Origin of the sequence: Streptomyces sp. NBC_01591, from assembly GCF_035918155.1 — a bacterium.
In the GTDB taxonomy this organism is placed as follows: domain Bacteria; phylum Actinomycetota; class Actinomycetes; order Streptomycetales; family Streptomycetaceae; genus Streptomyces.
The window spans coordinates 3,410,664-3,434,423 of sequence record NZ_CP109327.1 but is presented as its reverse complement, the minus strand read 5'-3'; the positions used below and the strand labels follow the sequence as shown (position 1 = coordinate 3,434,423).

The 23,760-nt window shown below is 71.0% G+C and carries 20 protein-coding genes, 1 other RNA gene and 3 pseudogenes; 20 read left to right on the top strand and 4 right to left on the bottom strand.

The window, feature by feature from the left end:
* Positions 1-49: 49 nt before the first annotated feature.
* Positions 50-250 (bottom strand): hypothetical protein, encoded by a 201-nt coding sequence (locus OG978_RS16015; protein WP_326765875.1) that lies wholly within the window; start codon positions 248-250, stop codon positions 50-52.
* Positions 251-520: 270 nt separating this feature from the next.
* On the opposite strand from OG978_RS16015, the gene ftsE reads away from it, so the two are divergent.
* The 5 genes from ftsE to ssrA all read left to right on the top strand — a co-directional run bounded on the left by ftsE (position 521) and on the right by ssrA (position 4,420).
* The gene (gene ftsE, locus OG978_RS16010; RefSeq protein WP_124723233.1) at positions 521-1,210 is read left to right on the top strand and encodes a cell division ATP-binding protein FtsE; all 690 of its coding nucleotides are present in this window, start codon (positions 521-523) and stop codon (positions 1,208-1,210) included.
* 23 nt (positions 1,211-1,233) lie between these two features.
* The gene (gene ftsX / locus OG978_RS16005; protein ID WP_326765874.1) at positions 1,234-2,151 is read left to right on the top strand and encodes a permease-like cell division protein FtsX; all 918 of its coding nucleotides are present in this window, start codon (positions 1,234-1,236) and stop codon (positions 2,149-2,151) included.
* 67 nt (positions 2,152-2,218) lie between these two features.
* Complete coding sequence (locus OG978_RS16000; protein ID WP_326765873.1) at positions 2,219-3,424, top strand: S41 family peptidase; 1,206 nt, start codon at positions 2,219-2,221, stop codon at positions 3,422-3,424.
* A gap of 18 nt (positions 3,425-3,442) precedes the next feature.
* Positions 3,443-3,931, top strand: a complete 489-nt coding sequence (smpB, locus tag OG978_RS15995) for an SsrA-binding protein SmpB (RefSeq protein WP_124723236.1) — start codon at positions 3,443-3,445, stop codon at positions 3,929-3,931.
* A 119-nt stretch (positions 3,932-4,050) separates the two neighbouring features.
* Positions 4,051-4,420: a transfer-messenger RNA gene (gene ssrA / locus OG978_RS15990) on the top strand.
* Positions 4,421-4,480: 60 nt separating this feature from the next.
* Here the strand turns inward: ssrA and OG978_RS15985 are convergent.
* A complete protein-coding gene (locus tag OG978_RS15985) occupies positions 4,481-5,740 on the bottom strand; it encodes an MFS transporter (RefSeq protein WP_326765872.1) in 1,260 nt (419 codons plus the stop codon).
* Between the two features lie 82 nt (positions 5,741-5,822).
* Between OG978_RS15985 and OG978_RS15980 the strand changes: the two genes are divergently transcribed.
* The 4 genes from OG978_RS15980 (at position 5,823) to OG978_RS15965 (ending at position 9,367) form a co-directional block, all read left to right on the top strand.
* Entirely contained in the window at positions 5,823-6,833 is a 1,011-nt protein-coding gene (locus tag OG978_RS15980; protein ID WP_326765871.1) for a LysR family transcriptional regulator, read from the top strand.
* 254 nt (positions 6,834-7,087) lie between these two features.
* Complete coding sequence (locus OG978_RS15975; protein ID WP_326765870.1) at positions 7,088-8,224, top strand: uroporphyrinogen-III synthase; 1,137 nt, start codon at positions 7,088-7,090, stop codon at positions 8,222-8,224.
* A 114-nt stretch (positions 8,225-8,338) separates the two neighbouring features.
* A complete protein-coding gene (locus tag OG978_RS15970) occupies positions 8,339-8,719 on the top strand; it encodes a DUF4259 domain-containing protein (RefSeq protein ID WP_326765869.1) in 381 nt (126 codons plus the stop codon).
* 84 nt (positions 8,720-8,803) lie between these two features.
* Positions 8,804-9,367: a GNAT family N-acetyltransferase gene (locus tag OG978_RS15965; protein WP_326765868.1), complete on the top strand. Its 564-nt coding sequence runs from the start codon at positions 8,804-8,806 to the stop codon at positions 9,365-9,367.
* 66 nt (positions 9,368-9,433) lie between these two features.
* Here OG978_RS15965 and OG978_RS15960 read toward each other — a convergent pair.
* Positions 9,434-9,715, bottom strand: a pseudogene (locus tag OG978_RS15960) (GNAT family N-acetyltransferase); the annotation flags it as partial.
* A 135-nt stretch (positions 9,716-9,850) separates the two neighbouring features.
* On the opposite strand from OG978_RS15960, the gene OG978_RS15955 reads away from it, so the two are divergent.
* The 6 genes from OG978_RS15955 to OG978_RS15930 all read left to right on the top strand — a co-directional run bounded on the left by OG978_RS15955 (position 9,851) and on the right by OG978_RS15930 (position 17,953).
* The gene (locus tag OG978_RS15955; protein ID WP_326770043.1) at positions 9,851-10,483 is read left to right on the top strand and encodes a CGNR zinc finger domain-containing protein; all 633 of its coding nucleotides are present in this window, start codon (positions 9,851-9,853) and stop codon (positions 10,481-10,483) included.
* An 82-nt stretch (positions 10,484-10,565) separates the two neighbouring features.
* Positions 10,566-11,183: a sigma-70 family RNA polymerase sigma factor gene (locus tag OG978_RS15950; RefSeq protein ID WP_326765867.1), complete on the top strand. Its 618-nt coding sequence runs from the start codon at positions 10,566-10,568 to the stop codon at positions 11,181-11,183.
* Positions 11,180-12,811: an anti-sigma factor family protein gene (locus OG978_RS48305; RefSeq protein ID WP_442817694.1), complete on the top strand. Its 1,632-nt coding sequence runs from the start codon at positions 11,180-11,182 to the stop codon at positions 12,809-12,811. The genes OG978_RS15950 and OG978_RS48305 overlap by 4 nt, the downstream gene beginning before the upstream one ends.
* 104 nt (positions 12,812-12,915) lie before the next feature.
* The gene (locus OG978_RS15940) at positions 12,916-15,339 is read left to right on the top strand and encodes a HelD family protein (protein WP_326765866.1); all 2,424 of its coding nucleotides are present in this window, start codon (positions 12,916-12,918) and stop codon (positions 15,337-15,339) included.
* A 507-nt stretch (positions 15,340-15,846) separates the two neighbouring features.
* Positions 15,847-17,283 (top strand): NAD-dependent malic enzyme, encoded by a 1,437-nt coding sequence (locus OG978_RS15935; RefSeq protein WP_326765865.1) that lies wholly within the window; start codon positions 15,847-15,849, stop codon positions 17,281-17,283.
* A gap of 388 nt (positions 17,284-17,671) precedes the next feature.
* Positions 17,672-17,953, top strand: coding sequence for an HU family DNA-binding protein (locus OG978_RS15930; protein ID WP_003968811.1), 282 nt, complete (start codon positions 17,672-17,674; stop codon positions 17,951-17,953).
* Positions 17,954-18,191: 238 nt separating this feature from the next.
* Here OG978_RS15930 and murA read toward each other — a convergent pair whose 3' ends face one another.
* Positions 18,192-19,532, bottom strand: coding sequence for a UDP-N-acetylglucosamine 1-carboxyvinyltransferase (murA, locus tag OG978_RS15925; protein ID WP_326765864.1), 1,341 nt, complete (start codon positions 19,530-19,532; stop codon positions 18,192-18,194).
* A 276-nt stretch (positions 19,533-19,808) separates the two neighbouring features.
* Here murA and OG978_RS15920 point away from each other — a divergent pair, with 276 nt between their 5' ends.
* The 5 genes and pseudogenes from OG978_RS15920 (at position 19,809) to OG978_RS15900 (ending at position 23,670) form a co-directional block, all read left to right on the top strand.
* Positions 19,809-20,369 carry a YqgE/AlgH family protein gene (locus OG978_RS15920; protein WP_326765863.1) on the top strand — a complete coding sequence of 187 codons (561 nt, stop codon included), beginning with the start codon at positions 19,809-19,811 and terminating at the stop codon, positions 20,367-20,369.
* Positions 20,370-20,399: 30 nt separating this feature from the next.
* Complete coding sequence (locus OG978_RS15915; protein WP_072484142.1) at positions 20,400-20,693, top strand: DUF3039 domain-containing protein; 294 nt, start codon at positions 20,400-20,402, stop codon at positions 20,691-20,693.
* 213 nt (positions 20,694-20,906) lie between these two features.
* Positions 20,907-21,245, top strand: a pseudogene (locus tag OG978_RS15910) (ABC transporter substrate-binding protein); the annotation flags it as partial.
* Positions 21,246-21,252: 7 nt separating this feature from the next.
* A pseudogene (locus OG978_RS15905) lies at positions 21,253-21,991 on the top strand (carbohydrate ABC transporter permease); the annotation flags it as partial.
* A 5-nt stretch (positions 21,992-21,996) separates the two neighbouring features.
* The gene (locus OG978_RS15900; RefSeq protein WP_326765862.1) at positions 21,997-23,670 is read left to right on the top strand and encodes a beta-N-acetylhexosaminidase; all 1,674 of its coding nucleotides are present in this window, start codon (positions 21,997-21,999) and stop codon (positions 23,668-23,670) included.
* The last annotated feature ends 90 nt before the right edge of the window (positions 23,671-23,760 follow it).

Here is a 23,760-nt window from a genome sequence, read left to right as displayed (position 1 = left end):
CTCCGCGTACACGTACCGGCGCCTGCGGGCCGACAGACGGAGCGCTTGGCTACACGGTCTGGTGCGCCAGCAGTGCCAGCGCGCCCAGCAGCACCACCAGCAGGGCCACCAGCATCGCCGGGTTCAGCCCGGCGAACATTCCCTGCCCCTGTTCCTGCTGCAGCCGTGCGCGGCTTGCCCGGCACACGGGGCAGCGGCCCTCGTTGACGGGCGCCGCGCAGTTCGCGCACACCAGTCGGTCATAGGTCATGCGCTTTTCCTCCTCCCGCGCGGCGGAGCCGCATACGCCTTCTCTCCGCACAACGCTCAGGGAAACGCAACTGTTCCCCCTACCACTGTGCCAGCTCGCGCGGATTTCGGCGCGGCCCGCCGGGCATCGCCCGTTCCGTCGCGCTTCGGACCCGCTTCCGGCCGGTACCGTTCCGCCATAAATCGCCCATCCTCGGACGCGCGCCTGCACGCCTCAGTCCGGGTCGCGTATGGTCACGCACACCTACTCCCGGCCGACCGTGGTGCATCCGTGATCCGATTCGACAACGTCTCCAAGACCTACCCGAAGCAGAGCCGTCCCGCTCTACGGGATGTGTCTCTCGATATCGAGAAGGGCGAGTTCGTCTTCCTGGTGGGCTCATCCGGCTCCGGCAAGTCCACCTTCATGCGACTCATTCTCCGCGAGGAGCGCGCCAGTCAGGGCATGGTCCACGTCCTGGGCAAGGACCTCGCGCGCCTGTCCAACTGGAAGGTGCCGCACATGCGCCGCCAGCTCGGCACGGTGTTCCAGGACTTCAGGCTCCTCCCCAACAAGACCGTTGCGGAGAACGTGGCGTTCGCGCAGGAGGTCATCGGCAAGCCGCGCGGTGAGATCCGCAAGGCGGTGCCCCAGGTTCTCGACCTGGTCGGCCTCGGCGGCAAGGAGGACCGGATGCCCGGTGAGCTCTCCGGTGGTGAGCAGCAGCGCGTGGCGATCGCGCGGGCGTTCGTGAACCGCCCCATGCTGCTGATCGCGGACGAGCCGACCGGCAACCTCGACCCGCAGACCTCCGTCGGCATCATGAAGCTGCTGGACCGGATCAACCGGACCGGCACCACCGTGATCATGGCGACCCACGACCAGAACATCGTCGACCAGATGCGCAAGCGCGTCATCGAGCTGGAGCAGGGCCGTCTCGTACGTGACCAGGCCCGCGGCGTCTACGGCTACCAGCACTGAGCATCGAGCACTGAAAGGACGCCATGCGCGCCCAGTTCGTCCTGTCGGAGATCGGCGTCGGCCTCCGTCGCAACCTCACGATGACCTTCGCCGTCGTCGTCTCCGTCGCCCTCTCGCTCGCCCTGTTCGGCGGCGCGCTGCTCATGCGCGAGCAGGTCAGCACGATGAAGGACTACTGGTACGACAAGGTCAACGTCTCGATCTTCCTCTGCAGCAAGAGTGATGTGACCTCGACTCCCAAGTGCGCCAAGGGTGCTGTCACCAAGGAGCAGAGGGAGCAGATCGAGGACGACCTCAAGAAGATGGACGCCGTCCAGACGGTCACGCACGAGACGGCCGACGAGGCGTTCGATCACTATCAGGACCAGTTCGGCGACTCGCCCATGGCGGGCAATATCACGCCGGACCAGATGCAGGAGTCGTTCCGGGTCAAGCTCCACGACCCGAAGAAGTACAAGGTCGTCGCCACCGCCTTCGCCGGCCGTGACGGGGTGCAGTCCGTCCAGGACCAGAGAAGCATCCTGGACAACCTCTTCCAGCTGATGAACGGCATGAACGTGGCCGCCCTCTTCGTGATGGCGCTGATGCTGGTCATCGCGCTGATGCTGATCGTCAACACCGTCCGGGTGTCGGCGTTCAGCCGACGGCGCGAGACGGGCATCATGCGGCTCGTCGGGGCCTCCGGCTTCTACATCCAGATGCCGTTCATCATGGAGGCCGCGTTCGCCGGTCTCATCGGCGGTGTCCTGGCCTGCGTGATGCTGCTGGCGGGCCGGTACTTCCTGATCGACGGCGGTCTGGAACTCCAGAGCAAGCTGAATCTGATCGACTTCATCGGCTGGGACGCGGTCTTCACCAAGTTGCCCCTGGTCCTGGCAATCGGCCTGCTGATGCCCGCCGTTGCCGCGCTCTTCGCGCTCCGCAAGTACCTCAAGGTGTGACATGCGCCCCCTGGGCGCGCGGCCAACCGGCCGTGCGCCCAGGGGGCGTTGTCCTAGACTCGGCGACATGTCGGGCCCCACGCAGTGTTTCGGGCCCCGCGGCGTGCGCCGCGGGGCGGCCCTGACGTTGGTTTTCGCGAGCGTGCTGGCCACCGGGGTGGTCACCGGCTCGCTGCCGCGCGGCAACGCGAACTCCGAGGCCTTCGCGACCCGTTCCGTCGCCTCCACCGTCGACCACGAAGAGGTGGCCGACGCCGCCGCCCGCGCCGTGGCCGACGGCAAGTCCGGCAAGGAGGCGGCCCAGGAGGTCGTCAGCCGTAGCGGCGACCGCTGGGGCGCGGTGTACGACGAGCGGCAGTACGAGGAGTTCGAGCAGGCCCTGGACGGCTCGTACACCGGTGTCGGGCTCGCCGCGAAGCGCTCCGCCGACGGGCAGGTCGAGGTGGCCCGGGTGCAGCCCGGTGGTCCCGCAGACCGGGCCGGCATCGAGCCCGGCGACCTGCTCCGTACGATCGACGGCCACCGGGTCGACAAGCGCCCCGTCGCCGAGGTCGTCGCCCTGCTGCGCGGGGACCGTACGGAGGCCGCGGCGGGCACCACGGTCGTCCTGGAGGTCGGGCGCGGCGCCGACCTGCGGACCGAGACGCTGCGCCGGGCCAGGCTCACCACCGAGCCCGTGACCGTGCGACGAATCGGACCACCCCGTTCCGCCTCCTCGGGTTCCTCCGCCTCCTCCGGGGCCGTCATGATCGAGGTCGACTCGTTCACCAGGGGCTCGGGCGCCAAGGTCCGTGACGCGGTCCGGGGCGCGCCGTCGGACGCCGGGGTGCTCCTCGACCTCCGCGGCAATTCCGGCGGACTGGTCACCGAGGCCGTCACCGCCGCCTCCGCCTTCCTGGACGGCGGCCTGGTCGCCACGTACGACGTGCACGGCGAGCAGCGCGCCCTCTATGCCCAGCCGGGCGGCGACACCGACCGGCCCCTCGTCGTCCTGGTCGACGGCGGCACGATGAGCGCCGCCGAGCTCCTCACCGGCGCGCTCCAGGACCGGGGCCGCGCCGTCACCGTCGGCTCGCGGACCTTCGGCAAGGGTTCGGTCCAGATGCCCAGCAAGCTCCCGGGCGGCTCGGTGGCCGAGCTGACCGTCGGCCACTACCGCACCCCGGCGGGCCGGGGCGTCGACGGCCGGGGCATCACCCCGGACCTCGCGGTCGGCTCCGGGGCCGAGCAGCGGGCCGAAACAGTATTGAGTGGCCTCGGGGGTGGGTCGTAGTGCGAAAATGGCCGCACTATGGCTAAGGAAAAGGACACAGGGCGCAAGCTCATCGCGCAGAACAAGAAGGCGCGGCACGACTACCACATCCTGGACACCTACGAGTGCGGTCTCGTGCTCATGGGCACCGAGGTCAAGTCGCTGCGGCTGGGCCGGGCCTCCCTGGTGGACGGCTTCGTCCAGATCGACCGGGGCGAGGCCTGGCTGCACAACATCCATGTGCCCGAGTACGTGCAGGGGACCTGGACCAACCACTCGGCCAAGCGGAAGCGCAAGCTGCTGATGCACCGGGCCGAGATCGACAAGCTGGAGTCGAAGTCGGGCGAGACCGGCCACACGATCGTGCCGCTCGCGCTGTACTTCAAGGACGGCCGGGTCAAGGTCGAGATCGCGCTCGCCAAGGGCAAGAAGGAGTACGACAAGCGCCAGACCCTCCGCGAGAAGCAGGACACGAGGGAGACCAACCGCGCGATCTCGGCGGCGCGCAGGCGTCAGCGGAGCGCGTAGGACCGGGCTCCGCCGGGTCTCGCCGGGCGTCGGCAGGAATAGGCTGGCATCGTCGCGCGTTGGTCACGTACGATGGCACTGCACCCCACAGCGGGTGCGCGCATTTGAAAAAACAACATGGGGATGATCGGTTTCGACAGCGGATGTCGAAGCAGGGGAAGCGTGTCGAGGAAGCGGCAATGATCTCGTAAACCATATGTCGCAACCAATAATCGCCAACACCAAGCGCGATTCCTTCGCCCTCGCTGCCTAAGTAGCGACTTGCGAAGTGTCAGCCCGGGGGTGATCCCGACCCGGATCCTGGCATCATCAAGGGATCTAAACTTCTAGACCCGGTCACGGGGCCTGGAAGGAAATCAAACAGTGGCTGAGCCCGTCGGAGACTTGTTCGCGTGATCTCCGGGGCTGAGAAAAGCGCAGCGAACTGCACACGGAGAAGCCCTGATTCTGCACCGTTGGACGCGGGTTCGATTCCCGCCATCTCCACAATTCCCATGTGAACGAGGACCCCGTTGCCCATCGGCAACGGGGTCCTCGTTCTTGTGCCGGTCATCGGTTCCGGGGGACCCGGACCCCGGCCGCCGCGACGGTCAGTGCCAGTGCCGCCGCGCAGACCGGTACGACGTAGCCCGTCACCTGTCCCGCGTGCTCCACCATCCAGCCGCCGGTCGCCGAACCTGCGGCGATGCCGCCGAGGAGTGCGGTCACGGCCAGCGTCATGCCCTCGTTCAACTGGGCTTCCGGGGTGAGGCGTTGCACCAGCGTCATCCCGGTGACCATGGTCGGCGCCGTCGCCGCGCCGGCCAGCAGCAGTGCGCCGGCGAGGGCGGGCAGGGAAGGGGTCGAGGCGGCGGCGAGCAGGGGGAGGGACATCAGCGCCGTCATCCCCGTCAGGCAGATCAGCAGCCGGCGCCGGATGTCCGCGGCCGGGCGCAGCGAGCCGTAGAGCAGTCCCGCCGCACACGATCCGGCCGCCTGGAGTGCCAGGATCGCGCCCCCGGCGTGGGCGATCGTGACGACCTCCATCGCGCCGAAGACCGCGCCGGTGGCGAGGAAGGCGGCGAGCAGCGCAGGCATGCCCCGGGTGCGGAGCGGGGAGCCCGCGTGGGTGCGGGGCGCCACCGGTGGTTCGGTGGCGCGCTGGGCGGCGAAGATCAGCACGCCGGTCATCAGCAGGATCGCCCCGACGAGTGTTCCGGCCTCCGGGAAGAGCGCCGCGCACAGCAGCGCGGCGAGGGCCGGGCCGAGCATGAAACAGAGCTCGTCCGCGGCCTGTTCGAAGGAGTTCGCGGTGTGCAGGGCGGCCGGGTCGCCCCGGTGCAGATGGGCCCAGCGGGCCCGGGACATGCCGCCGGTGTTGGGGGTGGTGGCGGTCGCGGCGTAGGAGGCGAAGAGGGTCCAGGCCGGGGCGTCGTAGTGCACGCAGAGCAGCAGGGCCAGCGAGCCGAGCGCGGCGATCGCGGTGGCGGGCACCGCGACCCTGGCCTGTCCGTACCGGTCGACGAGCCGGGCCGTCCAGGGGGCGACCACGGCCGTGGCGGCGAGGCCGGTCGCGGTGACGCCTCCGGCCAGGGCGTACGAGCCGCGCGAACCGGCGATCATGATGACCGCGCTGACGCTGAACATTCCCATGGGCAGCCGGGCGAGGAGATTGCCGGCGGTGAAGGCGCGGGCGCCCGGGGTGGCGAGCAGCCTGCGGTACGGATTGGTGGACGCCCGCCGGGCGGGGGCGGTGCGCGGGGCGATGACCAGCAGGTCACCGGAGACGGCGAGCATGGGGCCGGTGGCGGGGGTTCTCTCGTACGGCATGGATCAAGCCTCGGGGCGCGCGGTCCCCGGGGTCCAACACCTTCTCCGTACCGATTGACGCACCTGTGTTGTAAATTCTGGTGTGGCCTCCTCCGCTGCCGATCCGGGCACCCAGACACGTACCGCCCACTCCCACACCGACCCGCGGCTGCTCCGCGCTTTCGTCGCGGTGGCCGAGGAGCTGCACTTCACCCGCGCCGCCGCCCGGCTCTACATCGCCCAGCAGGCACTGAGCCGCGACATCCGGCGGCTGGAGCGTGAGCTGGGCGCGGATCTGTTCGTACGGACCACCCGGCAGGTCGCCCTCACCGCCGACGGCGAGCGGCTCCTGCCGCACGCCCGACGGGTGCTGGACGCGCACGCCGATCTCGCCGCGGCCTTTGCCGACCCCGCCGCCCGGCCGCTCTTCGTCGACCTCAACACCGACGGCATGGCGGCCTCCCGGGTGCTCGCCCGAGCCCGGGAACTGGCCCCGGCGTGCGAGCTCATGGCGCGCTTCGAGAGCGGCCTGACCTGGGCGGCGGACGAGATCCTCGCCGGGCGGCTCGATGTCTCCTTCGGCCGCGCCGCCGGACTCGACCCCGCGGTACGGGCACGGCTGGGCGTGCAGCCGGTGCGGTACGAGCCGATGGCGGTGCTGCTCCCCGACGACCACCCGCTCGCCGCGCGCGAGGCCGTCGCACTCGACGACCTGGCCGGTGAGACCGTCTACGCGGGCGCCGGGAACCCGCGCACGGAGGAGTGGACGGACCTCGCCCGGCTGCTCTTCGCCGAGTGGGGCATCGAACTGGCGCCGCCCGCCCCGCTCGCGATAGGCGTGGCCGAGTTCCAGCGGGTCATGGCCAAGTCCCGGCACCCTGTTCTCGCCGTGGTCGACTTCCCCCCGATCCCGGGCACCGTGGTGCGTCCGCTGGTCCGGCCCGTGCCGCTCTCGCCGCTCCTGCTGGTCTGGCGCAAGGGGCTGCGCCACCCCGGTCTCGACGCCCTGCGCGAGGCCGCGGATCGACTGGGTGCCGAGGAGGGCTGGCTGGTGCGTCCCGGCGGCAGCTGGCTTCCCGGGCCCGACGCGTCCCTGATGCTGAAGCCCACCTGACCGTGCCGGTCGTCGACCGGGGGACCGTCGTCAACCGCGTGTATACCTTCGCCGGGCCGGATCCCGCCGAGCCCGTGCCCGGCCGTGTGCCTGGGAAGCGGCTGCTCAGCGGTGCCGGGGCAGGATCGTGACCGCTCGGTGTCATGCGACGTAACGGGCGGGAAATACGGGTGAACCAGCCCTGTCACGCATCATTGGCAGGCTCGCCCCTCGGCATCATCGGGCAGCAGCGGGACGAGAGCCGGGAAGACCACATGCACGAGGACGAACAGCACGGGCCCCTCGCGGGCTTCACCGTCGGGGTCACCGCCGCACGGCGCGCCGAGGAGTTCGGCGCGCTGCTGGAACGACGGGGCGCCACGGTCCTGCACGCGCCCGCCCTGCGGATCGTGCCGCTCGCCGACGACGGCGAACTCCTCGCCGCCAGCCGGGAAATCATCGAATCCGTCCCCGATGTGGTCGTCGCCACCACCGCGGTCGGCTTCCGTGGCTGGATCGAGGCGGCCGGGGGCTGGAACCTCGGCGAGCACCTGCTGGAGGCCCTGCGCGGCGCCGAACTGCTGGCCCGCGGCCCCAAGGCCAAGGGCGCCGTCCGGGCCGCCGGGCTGACCGAGGCGTGGTCACCCGCCTCCGAGTCCATGGCCGAGGTGCTGGACCGGCTCCTGGACGAGGGCGTGGCGGGCCGCCGTATCGCCCTCCAGCTGCACGGCGAACCCCTCCCCGGCTTCATCGAGTCGCTGCGCGCCGCGGGCGCCGAGGTCCTCGCCGTACCCGTCTACCGCTGGACGGACCCCGAGGACATCGCCCCGCTCGACCGGCTGCTCGACATCACCCTGGCCCGCGGCCTGGACGCCCTCACCTTCACCAGCGCACCGGCCGCCGCCTCGCTGCTCGGCCGGGCCGAGAAACACGGGCTGCTCCCGGAGCTCCTGAGCGCGCTGCGCGACGACGTCCTCGTGGCCTGCGTCGGACCGGTCACCGCTCTGCCGCTGCAGGCCCGCGGCATCGAAACCGTCCAGCCGGAACGTTTCCGGATCGCCCCGCTCGTCCAGTTGCTGTGCCAGGAACTCCCGGCCAGGGCCCCCGCGTTGCCGGTCGCCGGGCACCGGGTCGAGATCCGGGGTCACACCGTGATCGTCGACGGCGAACCGCGCATGGTGCCGCCCGCCGGAATGGCGTTGCTGCATACCTTGGCCCGCCGGCCGGGCTGGGTGGTGGCCCGCGCCGACCTGCTGCGCGCACTGCCCGGCGGCGGCACCGACGAGCACGCGGTGGAGACGGCCATGGCGCGGCTGCGTACGGCGCTGGGGGCACCCGGCCTCATCCAGACGGTCGTCAAACGCGGCTACCGGCTGGCGCTGGACCCGGCGGGGGACGGCGAGGACTGCTAGGGCCTGTTGCCGGGCTCGTTGGCGGCCCTGGTGCCGGTCCCTGTCGCAGGTCCCGTTGTCAGTGCCCCTTGGTAGAACGGGGACAGGCAGGAAAGACCAGTGGAAGGGGGCCCCGTGGGTACCTGGGGCAGCGGGAATTTCGACAGTGACACGGCTGCGGATCACCTGTCGGGCATCACCGGACGACTCGTCTCGGAGATCGAGGAGGCGATGGCCGGCGACCCGGTCGGCCTGGAGCCCGACGACTACTGGGGCGTCGCCGTGCCGTGCAATGTCGAGCTGTTGTGCCTGATCGCGGAGCAGGACCACGTCGGCGTGAGTGTGCCGGAGCCGGCGGTGGTCGAGGGCTGGAAGAAGACGTTCCTGGACGTGTGGGAGCGGACCATCGACGGTCTGGAGCCCAAGCAGGGGTACAAGGAGGACAGACGCGCGGAGCTGATCCGCACCTTCGACCGGCTGGCGGCCCTGGCGGAGCAGGAGCACGCGGAGCAGTGAGACGGCACGGGGAGGGGTGAGACGGGCGCGGGCAGGCGTTGGGCCAGGCGTGGAGCCGGGATCGCACCGGGATAGCGTGCGGGGATGACCCATGACATCCACCGGCTCGACACGGAGGTACGACTCCGTCCCGTCACCCCGGCCGACGCCGCCTCCCTCGCCGTCTCGCTGACCCGCAGCCGCGCGTACATGCAGCCCTGGGAGCCCGTGCGGCCCGACTTCTTCTACACCGAGCAGGGGCAGCGGGAGCGGCTGGCCGGGGTGCTCGCGGACCGCGACGCGGGGCGGGTGATGTCGTGGGTGCTCGCCGATGAGGAGGACCGGGCAATCGGCGCGTTCAACCTGAACGGCATCGTGCTCGGGCCGTTCCGCAGCGGGACGCTCGGTTACTGGGTCGATGTCGAGTACGCGGGCCGCGGTCTCGCCACGGCCGCCGTGGAGCGGATCTGCGAGGTGGCCAGGGACGGGCTGCGCCTGCACCGGGTCGAGGCGGGGACGGTGGTGGACAACGTCGCCTCGCAGCGGGTGCTCGCCAAGTGCGGCTTCGAGCAGTTCGGGATGGCCCCGCGCTACCTCCACATCAACGGTGAGTGGCGCGACCACCGCCTGTTCCAGCGGATCCTGCACGACGGCCCGCCGACGGGCTGAGCGACCGGCCGGGGGCGGATGGCTGCGGGGCCGGGGGAGGACGGCTGCCGGGGCACCCGTGGACGGCTACCGGGCATCTCCGGCACGCAGCCGCACATGCAGGTGCCCGTCGCGTGGCCACGGCGGCCGCGCCGGGAGCACCTCCGCGAAGCCGTATCCGCTCTTCTCCGCGACCCGGCACGATGCCTCGTTGTCCACCTGGTGCAGCAGCTCCAGCCGCATCAGCCCGTCCCCGGCGAACGCTTCGAACGCCCAGTCGCCGAGCGCCCGGAGTGCCAGCGGCGCGACCCCGCGGCCGCGGGCGGGCGCCGCCGTCCAGTAGCCCACCTCCGCGCTGCCGGAGTCCGGTCCGGACACCGTACGGCCCGTGCACCGCTGTGGCCCCGCGTGCGACGACCCGTGGGGCAGCAGGGGTTCCGGGCGGGCCCCGCGAGGGGCACCCTGGGGGAGACCCCACCGGTGACCCGAGGCGGTGACATGCGCATGGCGGCCGGCAAGAGTTCGTGCGACTGGCGGTTCGACTCCGGTCGGCCCTGCCTCGACCTGGTGGCGACGGGGATCGGCACCAGCGGCGCGTGTGAACTGCTCGACTGCGCCGAGCGGCTCGCCGACTGGCTGGTCGCCGCCGGACTCGTACCGAGCGGCACCCACCTCGACGCCGTGGACGAGACCTGGGTGGTGCGTTTCCGGCAGTTGCGGACCGGGGTCGACCGGCTGCTGACGGCCGAGCTCGGCGGCCGCGGCGCCGGGAGCGCCCTGGAACGGGTCAACGCGCTCGCCGCCGAGGCACCACCAGGCCTGCGGGCCGTGCGCGGCAGGGGCGGCAAGCTGGTGCGGACGCTGAGCGCCGACCCGGAGTGCGGGGCACTGCTGGCTGTCGTCGCCCGCGACGCCGTGGAACTCCTCACCGACCCCGTGGCACGGGCCGGACTGCGCTGCTGCGAGGCCGACAACTGCCGCCGCCTCTACCTGGACACCTCGCGCGGGCGCCGACGCCGCTGGTGCTCCGGCGAGGTCTGCGGGAACCGCGAGCGGGTGGCCCGGCACCGGCGCCGGGCGGCGGCCGTGGTGGTACCGGACGCGGCTGCTGCGGTGCCGGACGCGACCGTGCCGTAAAGAATCCTGAGGCCGGTTTGAACAGATCGCGGCCGACCCCGTATTCGATGACCGAGGAGCTCCACAGGGTCTCGACCAGGAGGTGCGGGTGCGCAAGGATGCGGCCGTGGCCGATGATCGTCCGCACAGGGCTCGACATCGCAGCGAGCCGCCCCCGTCCACGCCCACGTCTCCGTACACGTCGCCCGCCGCCGCCCCGGACGAGGAGCTGATGCGGGCGCTCTACCGCGAACATGCCGGGCCCCTGTTCGCGTACGTGCTCCGCCTGGTCGCCGGCGACCGGCAGCGCGCCGAGGACGTGGTGCAGGAAACGCTCATCCGCGCCTGGAAAAACGCCGGGCGGCTTGGTGGCGCCACCGGATCGGTCCGCCCCTGGCTGGTGACGGTCGCCCGGCGCATCGTCATCGACGGCCACCGCAGCCGGCAGGCCCGGCCGCCCGAGGTCGATGCCTCGCCGCTGGAGGCCGTTCCCGCGGAGGACGAGATGGACAAGGCGCTGTGGCTGATGACGCTCTCCGACGCGCTCGACGATCTGACCCCTGCGCACCGGGAGGCCCTGGTCGAGACCTACTTCAAGGGCCGCACGGTCGGCGAGGCGGCCGAAGTGCTGGGCATCCCGAGCGGGACGGTACGGTCCCGGGTCTTCTACGCGCTGCGTTCGATGAAGCTGGCACTGGAGGAGAGGGGGATCACGGCATGAACGACGACCACGAGTGGGAGCCCTTCGGACTCAGGCCGACCGACCCCACCCGCCTCAGCGGCCCCCGCAGCCCGGGTGGCTCACACAGCTTCTCTGGCGCCTCCGGCCCCTCTGGCGCCTCCGGCCCCTCTGGCGCCTCCGGCCCCTCTGGCGCCTCCGGCCCCTCCGGCCCCTCTGGCGCCTCTGGCGCCTCTGGCGCCTCTGGCGCCTCTGGCGCCTCTGGCGCCTCTGGCGCCTCTGGCGCCTCTGGCGCCTCTGGCGCCTCTGGCGCCTCTGGCGCCTCTGGCGCCTCTGGCGCCTCTGGCGCCTCTGGCGCCTCTGGCGCCTCTGGCGCCTCTGGCGCCTCTGGCGCCTCTGGCGCCTCTGGCGCCTCTGGCGCCTCTGGCGCCTCTGGCGCCTCTGGCGCCTCTGGCGCCTCTGGCGCCTCTGGCGCCTCTGGCGCCTCTGGCGCCTCTGGCGCCTCTGGCGCCTCTGGCGCCTCTGGCGCCTCTGGCGCCTCTGGCGCCTCTGGCGCCTCTGGCGCCTCTGGCGCCTCTGGCGCCTCTGGCGCCTCTGGCGCCTCTGGCGCCTCTGGCGCCTCTGGCGCCTCTGGCGCCTCTGGCGCCTCTGGCGCCTCTGGCGCCTCTGGCGCCTCTGGCGCCTCTGGCGCCTCTGGCGCCTCTGGCGCCTCTGGCGCCTCTGGCGCCTCTGGCGCCTCTGGCGCCTCTGGCGCCTCTGGCGCCTCTGGCGCCTCTGGCGCCTCTGGCGCCTCTGGCGCCTCTGGCGCCTCTGGCGCCTCTGGCGCCTCTGGCGCCTCTGGCGCCTCTGGCGCCTCTGGCGCCTCTGGCGCCTCCGGCCCCTCCGGCGCCTCCGGCCCCTCCGGCGCCTCCGGCCCCTCCGGCCTCTCCGGGCACGACGCCGCCGGTGCGTACCTCCTCGGGGTCCTCGACGATGCCGAGGCGTCCGCCTTCGAGGCGCACCTGGCCGACTGTGAACCGTGCGCCGCCCGGCTCGACGAGTTCGCCGGCCTGGAACCCGTGCTCGCGCTGCTCTCCGAGTCCTCGGCCGCCGCGGTACCCGGCGTCCGCGCCGTCCGGTACGTACCGGGGCAGCCCGGACCTCGCGTGCTGGAGCGGCTGGTCGACGAGGTGGCGGCCGGTCGGGCCCGGCGCAGGCGCCGCTCCATGTATCTGGTGGCGGCGGCAGCGGCGCTGATCATCGGCGGCCCGGTGGCCGCGGTCATGGCGAGCGGCGACGGCGGCCCGTCGACGCCGGTGGCCGGCCCGTATCCCACCGGCCCCGCCGAGGACGCCTTCTCGGAGAAGGTTCGGGCCACCGACCCCGCCACCGGGGTCGACGCCACGATCGGCATGGCGGAGAAGCCCTGGGGCACCAGCACCGTGCTGGAGCTCAGGAACGTCACGGGTCCGCGGAAATGCCGCCTGATCGCGGTGTCGAAGACCGGTGAGGAGGAGGTCGTCACCTCCTGGTCCGTGCCGGAGCGGGGGTACGGCATCGAGGACTCCCCGTACCCGGGAGCGGAATACCCGCTCCTTGTCCATGGCGGCGCGGCCATGGACCGGGGCGACATCGACCATTTCGAGGTGCGCACGTTCGACGGCAGGCGGCTGGTGGAGGTCGATGCCTGACCGAGATCCCTGGCGGACCATTTCGATATGCGTGGCAGGTGCGCGGCGGGTCCCCCTTCGCATAAGGTTGACGGCTGCCCAATGCACGTCAGAAGGGGGCCTCGGTGGCCGCGCAGGATGCCGCTGTCGATTCGTTGCGGGACCGGGAAATCGGTGTCGAGCAGGAACATCTCGACCGTGTTTATCACCGCCTCGAAGAGAAGATCCACGAGGCGGAATTTCTCATGAACGACGCCGTCAAACGCGGCCAGGTCGGTACCCCGGGAGCGCTCGCCGAGCGTGACGCCCAGGTGTTCCGGGCCGGAATCCACCTCAACCGGCTGAACAGCGAGTTCGAGGACTTCCTCTTCGGAAGGATCGATCTGCTGCTCGGCAAGGACGGCGAACGCGGCCCGGACGGCGCGTACACCTCCGTCGAACCGGCCGACGACGCGGTCCGCGACGACCAGTCGGCCGATATCGCGGAGACGCTGCACATCGGCCGGATCGGGGTCCTCGACTCCGACTACGCGCCGCTGGTCATCGACTGGCGCGCACCGGCCGCCGCACCGTTCTACCGGTCGACGCCGAAGGAACCCGGCAGGGTCGTACGCCGCCGGGTCATCCGCTCCAAGGGCCGCAAGGTCCTCGGGGTCGAGGACGACCTGATGCGCCCCGAGCTGACCGCGTGCCTGGGCGGCGACAAGCTGCCCGTCATCGGTGACGGCGCCCTGATGGCGGCGCTCGGCCAGGCCCGCAGCCACACCATGCGGGACATCGTCTCCTCCATCCAGGCCGAACAGGACCTGGTGATCAGGGCCCCCGCCGCCTCGGTCACCGAGGTCTCCGGCGGCCCCGGCACCGGCAAGACAGCCGTCGCCCTGCACCGTGCCGCGTACCTCCTCTACCAGGACCGGCGGCGTTACGCGGGCGGCATCCTCGTCGTATCGCCGACCCCGCTCCTGGTCGCGTACACCGAAGGCGTGCTGCCCTCGCTGGGCGAGGAGGGGCAGGTCGCGATCCGCGCCGTCGGCTCGCTCTCCGACGAGGCGGCCGGCGTCGAGGGCGCCACCACCTACGACGAGCCCGGCGTCGCCCGGATCAAGGGCTCCTCGCGGATGCTCCAGGTGCTGCGCAAGGCGTCCCGCGGCGCGCTGGAGCAGCCCGGCACCCGCCGCAGGGCGGCGGACCGGGACGGCCAGCTGTCCTTCGGCGACGGTGCAGATGGTGCAGATGGTGCAGATGGTGCAGACGGGGCCGACGGAGTCGATGGAGCCCTGGTCACCCCCACCCGGCTGCGGGTCGTCGCGTTCGGCGCCCGCGTCGAGCTGAACGCCGACGAGCTGCACCGCATCCGGCAGTCCGTCCTCGGCGGCACCGCCCCGGTCAACCTGCTGCGCCCGCGCGCCCGCAGACTGCTCCTGGACGCCCTGTGGAACAAGTCCTCGGGCCGGGGCCGCTACACCGACCCCGAACTCGCCGCCGAACTGCGCTCCTCCTTCGACGAGGACGTCTCCACCGAGACGGTCTTCCTCGACTTCCTGAACGCCTGGTGGCCCGAGCTCACCCCGCGCGGAGTGCTCGCCGCGATGGCCGACGAGAAGCGGCTCGGCCGCTGGGCCCGCCGGGTCCTCAACCAGGGCGAGGTGCGCCGCTTCGCCCGCTCCCTGAAGCGGCTCGACCGCGAGGGGAACGGGCCGCTGTCCGTGCACGACGTGGCCATCCTCGACGAGCTGCAGACGCTGCTGGGCACACCGCACCGGCCGAAGAAGAAGCGCGAACTCGACCCGCTGGACCAGCTCTCCGGTCTGGAGGAGCTGATGCCGCAGCGCGAGGAGACCCAGCGCGAGCGCGCCGAGCGGCTGGCGGCGGAGCGTACCGAGTACGCGCATGTCATCGTCGACGAGGCGCAGGACCTCACGCCCATGCAGTGGCGGATGGTCGGCCGCCGCGGCAGACACGCCACCTGGACGATCGTCGGGGACCCGGCGCAGTCCTCCTGGTCCGATCCGGACGAGGCCGCCCGCGCGCGCGACGAGGCACTCGGCAGCCGGCCGCGCCGCCGCTTCACCCTCACGGTCAACTACCGCAACCCGGCGGAGATCGCCGAGCTGGCCTCGAAGATCCTGGCGCTGGCGATGCCCGGAATGGAGTCGCCGTCCGCGGTCCGCTCCACGGGTGTGAAGCCGCGCTTCGAGACCGTACGGGACGGCGATCTGGCCGCCTCGGTGCGCGAGGAGGCGCGGCGGTTGCTCGCCGAGGTCGACGGCACGGTGGGTGTGGTCGTCGCGATGAACCGCCGGGCGCAGGCCCGCGCCTGGCTGGCCGAGCTCGGCGAGCGGGTGGTGGCGCTGGGCAGCCTGGAGGCGAAGGGCCTGGAGTACGACGCCACGGTGGTCGTCTCGCCCGCGGAGATCGCGGACGAGTCCCCGGCCGGCCTGCGGGTGCTGTACGTGGCGTTGACGCGTGCGACGCAGCAGCTCACGGTGGTCTCGGGGGAGCGGGACCTGCCCGACGAGGCCGGTGTCCCGGACCTGCTGAGGGACTGAGCCGGGGCCGGACAGGGGCGGCGAGGACCCCGGGCGAAACTGTTTTCCGGGTCAACTTGTGCTGCGGGGAATCACTTCTTCGGGGTCTTTGTTAGCCTGGTGTCGGCACCGGCTCGATCCAAGCCCCCGGGCCCAACCTTCGTCGCTACGAGCGACCACTTGCCGCGAGGCGAGCATGGCGGGTCGGTGCCGCTTGACCAAGAAGACAGACCCGCGTCACCTTCCGGTGGCGCGGGTCTGTTCTTGTTTCCGGAGGCTGTTCCGGTGCGCGGGGCCTGGTCCCGCGCACCGGGCGTCCCCACCCGCGTAGGTGGCCGATACCGAATCCAGCCGGGCCCGGTTGGGGGTTCCGCTGAAGCGGTCATATCTCGTATGGTGGAAATTGCTTTCCGAAGAGTGGCAGTCATTACCGGCTACCGGCCAGTAGGTGCGACGATCGGGAAGCGTGTCCGAGGCGAGCGCCCCGGTCGCGCGGCAATGAAGCTAAGGAAAGCGAAGGACTCGGCCATGGCAACGGCGCCCAGCGTCTCGTACTCGATGACGGTCAGGCTGGAGGTGCCCGCGAGCGGCACAGCGGTCTCCCAGCTCACCACGGCCGTGGAGTCCTCCGGCGGATCGGTCACCGGCCTCGACGTGACCGCCTCCGGTCACGAGAAGCTGCGGATCGACGTCACCATCGCGGCCACCTCCACCTCGCACGCGGACGAGATCGTCGAGGGCCTGCGCGGCATCGAGGGCGTCGTCCTGGGCAAGGTCTCCGACCGTACGTTCCTGATGCACCTCGGCGGCAAGATCGAGATGGCGTCCAAGCACCCCATCCGTAACCGTGACGACCTCTCGATGATCTACACCCCGGGAGTGGCCCGGGTCTGCATGGCGATCGCCGAGAACCCCGAGGACGCCCGCCGCCTCACCATCAAGCGCAACTCCGTCGCAGTTGTGACGGACGGCTCCGCCGTGCTCGGTCTCGGCAACATCGGTCCGATGGCCGCCCTCCCGGTGATGGAGGGCAAGGCGGCCCTCTTCAAGCGGTTCGCCGGCATCGACGCCTGGCCGATCTGCCTGGACACCCAGGACACCGACGCCATCGTCGAGATTGTCAAGGCGATCGCCCCCGGCTTCGCGGGCATCAACCTGGAGGACATCTCCGCCCCCCGCTGCTTCGAGATCGAGGCACGGCTGCGCGAGGCCCTGGACATCCCGGTCTTCCACGACGACCAGCACGGCACCGCGATCGTCGTGCTGGCAGCGCTGACCAACGCGCTGCGCGTGGTGGGCAAGGGAATTGGGGACGTACGCGTCGTCATGTCCGGCGCCGGAGCGGCCGGTACGGCCATCCTGAAGCTCCTCATCGCCGCGGGCGTCAAGCACGCCGTCGTCGCCGACATCCACGGCGTGGTGCACGCCGGCCGCGAGGACCTGGTCTCCGCCGACGCCGATTCGCCGCTGCGCTGGATCGCCGACAACACCAACCCGGAGTCCATGACCGGCACCCTCAAGCAGGCCGTCGTGGACGCCGACGTCTTCATCGGCGTCTCCGCCCCGAACGTGCTGGACGGCGCCGACGTCGCGGCCATGGCCGAGGGTGCGATCGTGTTCGCGCTCGCGAACCCGGACCCCGAGGTGGACCCGGCAATCGCTCGCCAGACGGCGGCAGTTGTCGCCACCGGGCGCTCCGACTTCCCGAACCAGATCAACAACGTGCTGGTCTTCCCGGGTGTCTTCCGCGGTCTGCTGGACGCTCAGTCCCGCACCGTCAACACGGAGATGATGCTCGCCGCGGCGGGTGCCCTCGCCGATGTGGTCGCCGAGGACGAGCTGAACGCGAACTACATCATCCCGTCGGTCTTCAACGACCGGGTCGCGGGCGCGGTCGCCGGCGCCGTCCGGGACGCCGCGAAGGCGGCCGGCGGCGCCGTGGCGGGTTCGGGCGACCTCGGCTGACCCCGCTCCGCCGACAGGACCCGGCACGGCTCCTGTCGGCGCCGTCCACGCCCGCGGCGCCCCACGTCGGTCCGGCCTACGGCGCGTCGCGGGTCGCGGCGCCCCAAACGCCCCTTTAGGGTGGGCGGGCGGCGCGTCCTGCCAAGCCCCGCATCCACTGCGGAACGCTTTCGGAGAGTCGACGGAACGTCACCACGACGAGGCACTGGCGCTTTTCGTGTGACTCCGGAGGGTGCCGGATTGGCGTTACCGCCGCAGGTGGGGGCAGGATGCGTAATCGGGCGCGAGGGTCTGACGACAGACCCGGGTCCGGGGACTGTCCGAGGGCCCTGGCAGCATCGGCTTCGATCTCACGCCTCACAGGCAAGAAGAACACGGGAGTAACAACATGAACCGCAGTGAGCTGGTGGCCGCCCTGGCCGACCGCGCCGAGGTGACTCGCAAGGACGCCGACGCCGTGCTGGCCGCGCTCGCCGAGACCGTCGGTGAGATCGTCGCCAAGGGCGACGAGAAGGTCACCATCCCCGGCTTCCTGACCTTCGAGCGCACCCACCGTGCCGCTCGCACCGCTCGTAACCCGCAGACCGGCGACCCGATCAACATCCCGGCCGGCTACAGCGTGAAGGTCTCCGCGGGCTCCAAGCTCAAGGAAGCCGCCAAGGGCAAGTAAGCCCCACAGGCGCGACGAAGGGCGGTCACCCCACCAGGGTGACCGCCCTTCGGTGTACCGGCCCGAGAGGCCCCGTTCTGGGCTTCTGCGGCCCGCCCTGCGCCCCGGCCGGGCCTGCCCGAGCCCCGGAAATGCCCCGGAAATGCCCCGGGAACGCCTCGGGAACGCTCAGGAAACGACGAACGGGGGCCCGGGGCAGCGCCCCGAACCCCCGTCAGCAGCCGCCCGGCGCCCGGTCTCAGACCAGCGCCCCGCCCGGCAGCTCCACCTTCGCGCCCAGCTTCTCCAGCTTCTCCATGAAGTTCTCGTAGCCGCGGTTGATCAGGTCGATGCCGTGCACCCGCGACGTGCCCTGCGCCGCCAGCGCGGCGATCAGGTACGAGAAACCGCCGCGCAGGTCCGGGATGACCAGGTCCGCGCCCTGCAGCCTCGTCGGCCCGGACACGACCGCCGAATGCAGGAAGTTGCGCTGGCCGAAGCGGCAGTCGGAGCCGCCCAGGCACTCGCGGTAGAGCTGGATGTGCGCGCCCATCTGGTTGAGCGCGGAGGTGAATCCGAGCCGCGACTCGTACACCGTCTCGTGGACGATGGACAGGCCCGTGGCCTGCGTCAGGGCCACCACCAGCGGCTGCTGCCAGTCGGTCTGGAAGCCGGGGTGCACGTCCGTCTCCAGGGCGATGGCGTTCAGCGCGCCGCCCGGGTGCCAGAAGCGGATGCCCTCGTCGTCGATCTCGAAGGCGCCGCCGACCCGGCGGAAGGTGTTGAGGAACGTCATCATCGAGCGCTGCTGTGCGCCCCGTACGTAGATGTTGCCCTCGGTGGCCAGCGCCGCGGACGCCCAGGAGGCCGCCTCCAGGCGGTCCGGGATCGCCCGGTGCGTATAACCGTCCAGCCGGTCGACACCGGTGATCCGGATCGTCCGGTCGGTGTCCATCGAGATGATCGCGCCCATCTTCTGCAGTACGCAGATGAGGTCCTCGATCTCCGGCTCCACGGCCGCGTTGGACAGCTCGGTGACGCCCTCGGCGAGCACGGCCGTCAGCAGCACCTGCTCGGTGGAGCCCACCGACGGGTACGGCAGCCGGATCTTCGTGCCGCGCAGCCGCTGCGGGGCCTCCAGGTACTGCCCGTCCGCCCGCTTCTCGATGGTCGCGCCGAACTGCCGCAGCACGTCGAAGTGGAAGTCGATCGGCCGGCCGCCGATGTCGCAGCCGCCGAGCCCCGGGATGAACGCGTGGCCGAGCCGGTGCAGCAGCGGGCCGCAGAAGAGGATCGGGATGCGCGACGAACCCGCGTGGGCATCGATGTCGGCGACGTTCGCGCTCTCCACATGGGTCGGGTCCAGGATCAGCTCGCCCGGTTCGTCACCGGGGCGGACCGTCACACCGTGCAGCTGCAGCAGCCCCCGGACCACCCGCACGTCGCGGATGTCGGGCACATTGCGCAGCCGACTGGGCCCGCTGCCGAGCAGCGCGGCGACCATCGCCTTCGGCACCAGGTTCTTGGCGCCTCTGACGCGGATCTCGCCCTCGAGCGGGGTTCCGCCGTGGACAAGCAGGACATCGTCTGTGCCGGTCATGAATCTCGCGTTCCGGAGTGGTCGGGCAGGGGGCCAAACGAAAGAGTAATGGCCCACTACCCCCATTCCGTAAGAGAACGGGGGGTGTACGAACGTCATGAATCCGCCACAACACGCTCTGCTCCCCAGGTCTTGCGGAGGGTTACCGTCCGCATGGTCCTCCGGAGGGCGCGCTCCCCGTGCACCTGTGCGCCCTGAGCTGCGCTCCGTCCCACCCGGCGACCGGGCGGCCCACTTGGTCCCCGCGGGGGGCGAAGATGCGGGATCATTTCTGCCATGACCGAGGTGTCCTCGCTCACAGGGCGACTGCTCGTGGCCACACCCGCGCTCGCGGACCCGAATTTCGACCGCGCGGTGGTGCTGCTCCTCGACCACGACGAGGAGGGCTCACTCGGCGTGGTCCTGAACCGCCCGACCCCGGTCGGCGTCGGTGACATCCTCACGCCCTGGGCCGGCCTGACCGGTGAGCCGGACGTCGTCTTCCAGGGCGGCCCGGTCTCGCTCGACTCGGCGCTCGGCGTGGCCGTCATCCCGGGCGACGAGGGGCCGCTCGGCTGGCGCCGGGTGTACGGGGCGATCGGTCTGGTGGACCTGGAGGCGCCGCCGGAGCTGCTGGCCGCGGCGCTCGGCTCGCTGCGGATCTTCGCCGGGTACGCGGGCTGGGGCCCGGGGCAGCTGGAGACCGAACTGACCGAGGGCGCCTGGTACGTGGTCGAGTCCGAACCCGGGGACGTCTCCTCCCCGCGCCCGGAGCACCTCTGGCGCGCGGTCCTGCGCCGTCAGCGCAGCGAACTGGCGATGATCGCCACGTATCCGGACGACCCTTCGCTGAACTGAAGCTCCGGGCTGTCGGTACCCTTGGCGGTTATGAGCACTCTTGAGCCCGAGCGCGGGGCAGGTACCGGAACCCTCGTGGAGCCGACGCCGCAGGTGTCGAACGGCGACGGCGACCACGAGCGCTACGCCCATTACGTCCAGAAGGACAAGATCATGGCGAGTGCCCTGGAGGGCACCCCCGTGGTCGCACTGTGCGGGAAGGTCTGGGTACCGGGGCGCGACCCCAAGAAGTATCCGGTCTGTCCCATGTGCAAGGAGATCTACGAGTCCATGGGCGCCGGTGGCGACAAGGACAAGGGCAAGGGCGGCAAGGACAAGAAGTAGTCCGGAGCCCGTCCGGCGACATTGCTTCGGGCCCCCGGGGCGCGCGTAGGCGCGCGCCCCGGGGGCCCTTTGCGTTGCGCGGACTGCTTCACCGGGTCACAGAGTGGTAGAGACCACTTGTCGGCGTCTGTGTGCGCACCTACTCTCCTGCCAGTTGTGCAGAACGGAACGCACGTTGCGTATGTTGCAACGCCTATCGGTAGGGGTTCCCGGATGAAGCTGTCTGTCCGAATTGCCGCCCCGGCCGCGGCGCTTGTGCTGGCGGGTCTCACCGCCGCCGCCTGCGCGCTGCAGACCTCCGGCACCGGAGCCAAGGGGGACGAGAAGACCGGCACGCTGCGTGTCTGGCTGTTCCAGGAAGTCGGCAACAAGCCCAAGGAGCAGGTCGTCGACGCGGCGGTCGCCGACTTCAGGAAGGCCCACGAGGGCGCGAAGGTCGAGATCGAGTACATACCGGTCGACACCCGGGCGCAGCGCATCAAGGCGGCCTTCAACGACCCCGAGAGCGCCCCGGACCTCATCGAGTACGGCAACACCGACACCGCCGGATGGTGCTCTCGCGCTCAAACCGGCCGGCGAGATCCAGTCCACCGACCCCCGCCCCTGGACGCTGTCGCCGTCCCTGGACTCGTTCCGCCGGGTCTTCGAACAGAACGACTTCGGGCGGTACTTCCTCAACAGCCTGCTCGTCGCCGGAACGGTCGTCATCGTCTCCGCGCTGATCGCCTTCCTGGCGGCGACGGCCGTGACCCGGTTCAAGTTCCGCTTCCGCACCACGCTGCTGATCATGTTCCTGGTCGCGCAGATGGTGCCGGTCGAGGCGCTGACCATCCCGCTGTTCTTCCCTGATGAGGGACTTCGGCCAGCTGAACACGCTCGGCTCGCTGATCCTGCCGCACCTCGCCTTCTCGCTGCCGTTCGCGATCTGGATGCTGCGCGGCTTCGTCAAGGCCGTGCCGGAGGCGCTGGAGGAGGCCGCCTGCATCGACGGCGCGAGCCGCACCCGCTTCCCTGTGGCAGATCCTCTTCCCGCTGGTCTTCCCCGGTCTGGTGGTGACCAGCGTCTTCTCGTTCATCTCGACCTGGAACGACTTCCTGTTCGCGAAGTCGTTCCTCATCAGCGACACCTCCCAGTCGACGCTTCCGATGTGGCGCTGCTGGTCTTCTTCAAACCCGATGAGAACGACTGGGGAGGGATCATGGCAGCCTCGACGGTGATGACCATTCCCGTGCTGGTCTTCTTCGTACTCGTACAGCGCCGCCTGGTCTCGGGACTCGGCGGAGCGGTAAAGGACTGAACGCCATGGACACGGACAAAGACATGGCCCCGGCGCCCGCGCCCGCGCCCGCGCACATTGTCCCGGCACCCGTGCGCGCCGGTGGTGAAGGACGGGACGGCTTCCTGTTCGACCCGTCCACCACCATCACGGCGGCCCCCGGCACGGAGAACACCGAATGCTGGCTGCGCGCCACGCTCGGCGCCGCCTTCGGCCTGCCGCTCGCCCCGGGCGGCGAACACGCCACGAACACCGTCCGGCTGGGCATCGACCCGGCACTGGAACCGGAGGGCTACCGGCTGAGCACCGGAACCGGCGAGAGCGTCGAGATCACCGGGGGCAGCCCCGCCGGGGTCTTCTGGGGCGCGCAGACCCTCCGTCAGCTCCTGGGCCCCGAAGCCTTCCGCCGGGCACCCGTCAGCCCCGGCACACGGCGCGCGATCCCCTTCACGGACATCGAGGACAGCCCCCGCTTCCCCTGGCGCGGCATGATGCTCGACGTGGCACGGCACTTCCTGCCCAAGGACGACGTCCTGCGCTATCTCGACCTCCTCGCCGCGCACAAGCTGAACGTCTTCCACTTCCACCTCACCGACGACCAGGGCTGGCGCATCGAGATCAAGCGCTTCCCGCGGCTCACCGAGGTCGGCTCCTGGCGGTCCCGTACGAAGCACGGCCACCGGGCGTCCGAGCTGTGGGACGAGACCCCGCACGGCGGTTACTACACGCAGGACGACATCCGCGAGATCGTCGCGTACGCCGCCGAGCGGCATATCCGCGTCGTCCCCGAGATCGACATCCCGGGCCACTCGCAGGCCGCCATCGCCGCGTACCCCGAACTGGGCAACACCGACGTCATCGACACCACCACCCTCTCCGTCTGGGACACCTGGGGCATCAACGCGAACGTACTCGCCCCCACTGACAACACCCTGCGCTTCTTCGAAGGCGTCCTCGAAGAGGTGCTCGACCTCTTCCCCGCCGCCACCTCGCCGTTCATCCATATCGGCGGCGACGAATGCCGCAAGGACCAGTGGAAGGAGTCGCCGGTCGCCCAGGCCCGGATCGGCGAACTCGGCCTGGCCAACGAGGACGAGCTGCAGTCCTGGGTCATCCGGCACTTCGACACCTGGCTCACCGCGCGCGGGCGCCGGCTGATCGGCTGGGACGAGATCCTGGAGGGCGGCCTCGCGGCGGGCGCCGCCGTGTCGTCCTGGCGGGGGTACGCCGGAGGCATCGCCGCCGCCGAGGCCGGCCACGACGTCGTCATGTGTCCGGAGCAGCACGTGTACCTGGATCACCGTCAGGACGGCGGCCCGGACGAGCCGATGCCCATCGGCTTCGTCCGCACCCTGGAGGACGTCTACCGCTTCGAGCCCGTACCGGCGGGCCTCTCCGAGGAGGCTGCCCGTCACATCCTGGGCACCCAGGCCAATGTCTGGACCGAGGTGATGCAGAACCGGGCCCGCGTCGACTACCAGGTCTTCCCGCGCCTCGCGGCGTTCGCGGAGGTCGCCTGGTCGCCGCTGCCCACCTCCGCCGAGCGGGACTTCGCCGACTTCGAACGCCGAATGACCACGCACTACGCCCGACTTGACGCCCTCGGCGTCGACTACCGGCCGCCGGGCGGCCCGTTGCCCCGGCAGCAGCGCCCCGGCGTACTGGGACGACCCATCGACGGAGTGCCCCCGAACGTGTGATCCCGGCCGCACCCGGTCTCCGGTCGGTGCGCTCCGAGGGGGCGTGCCGGCCGGCAGTTTTTTGTCCGGAACTCGCCCTGCCGGAACGGA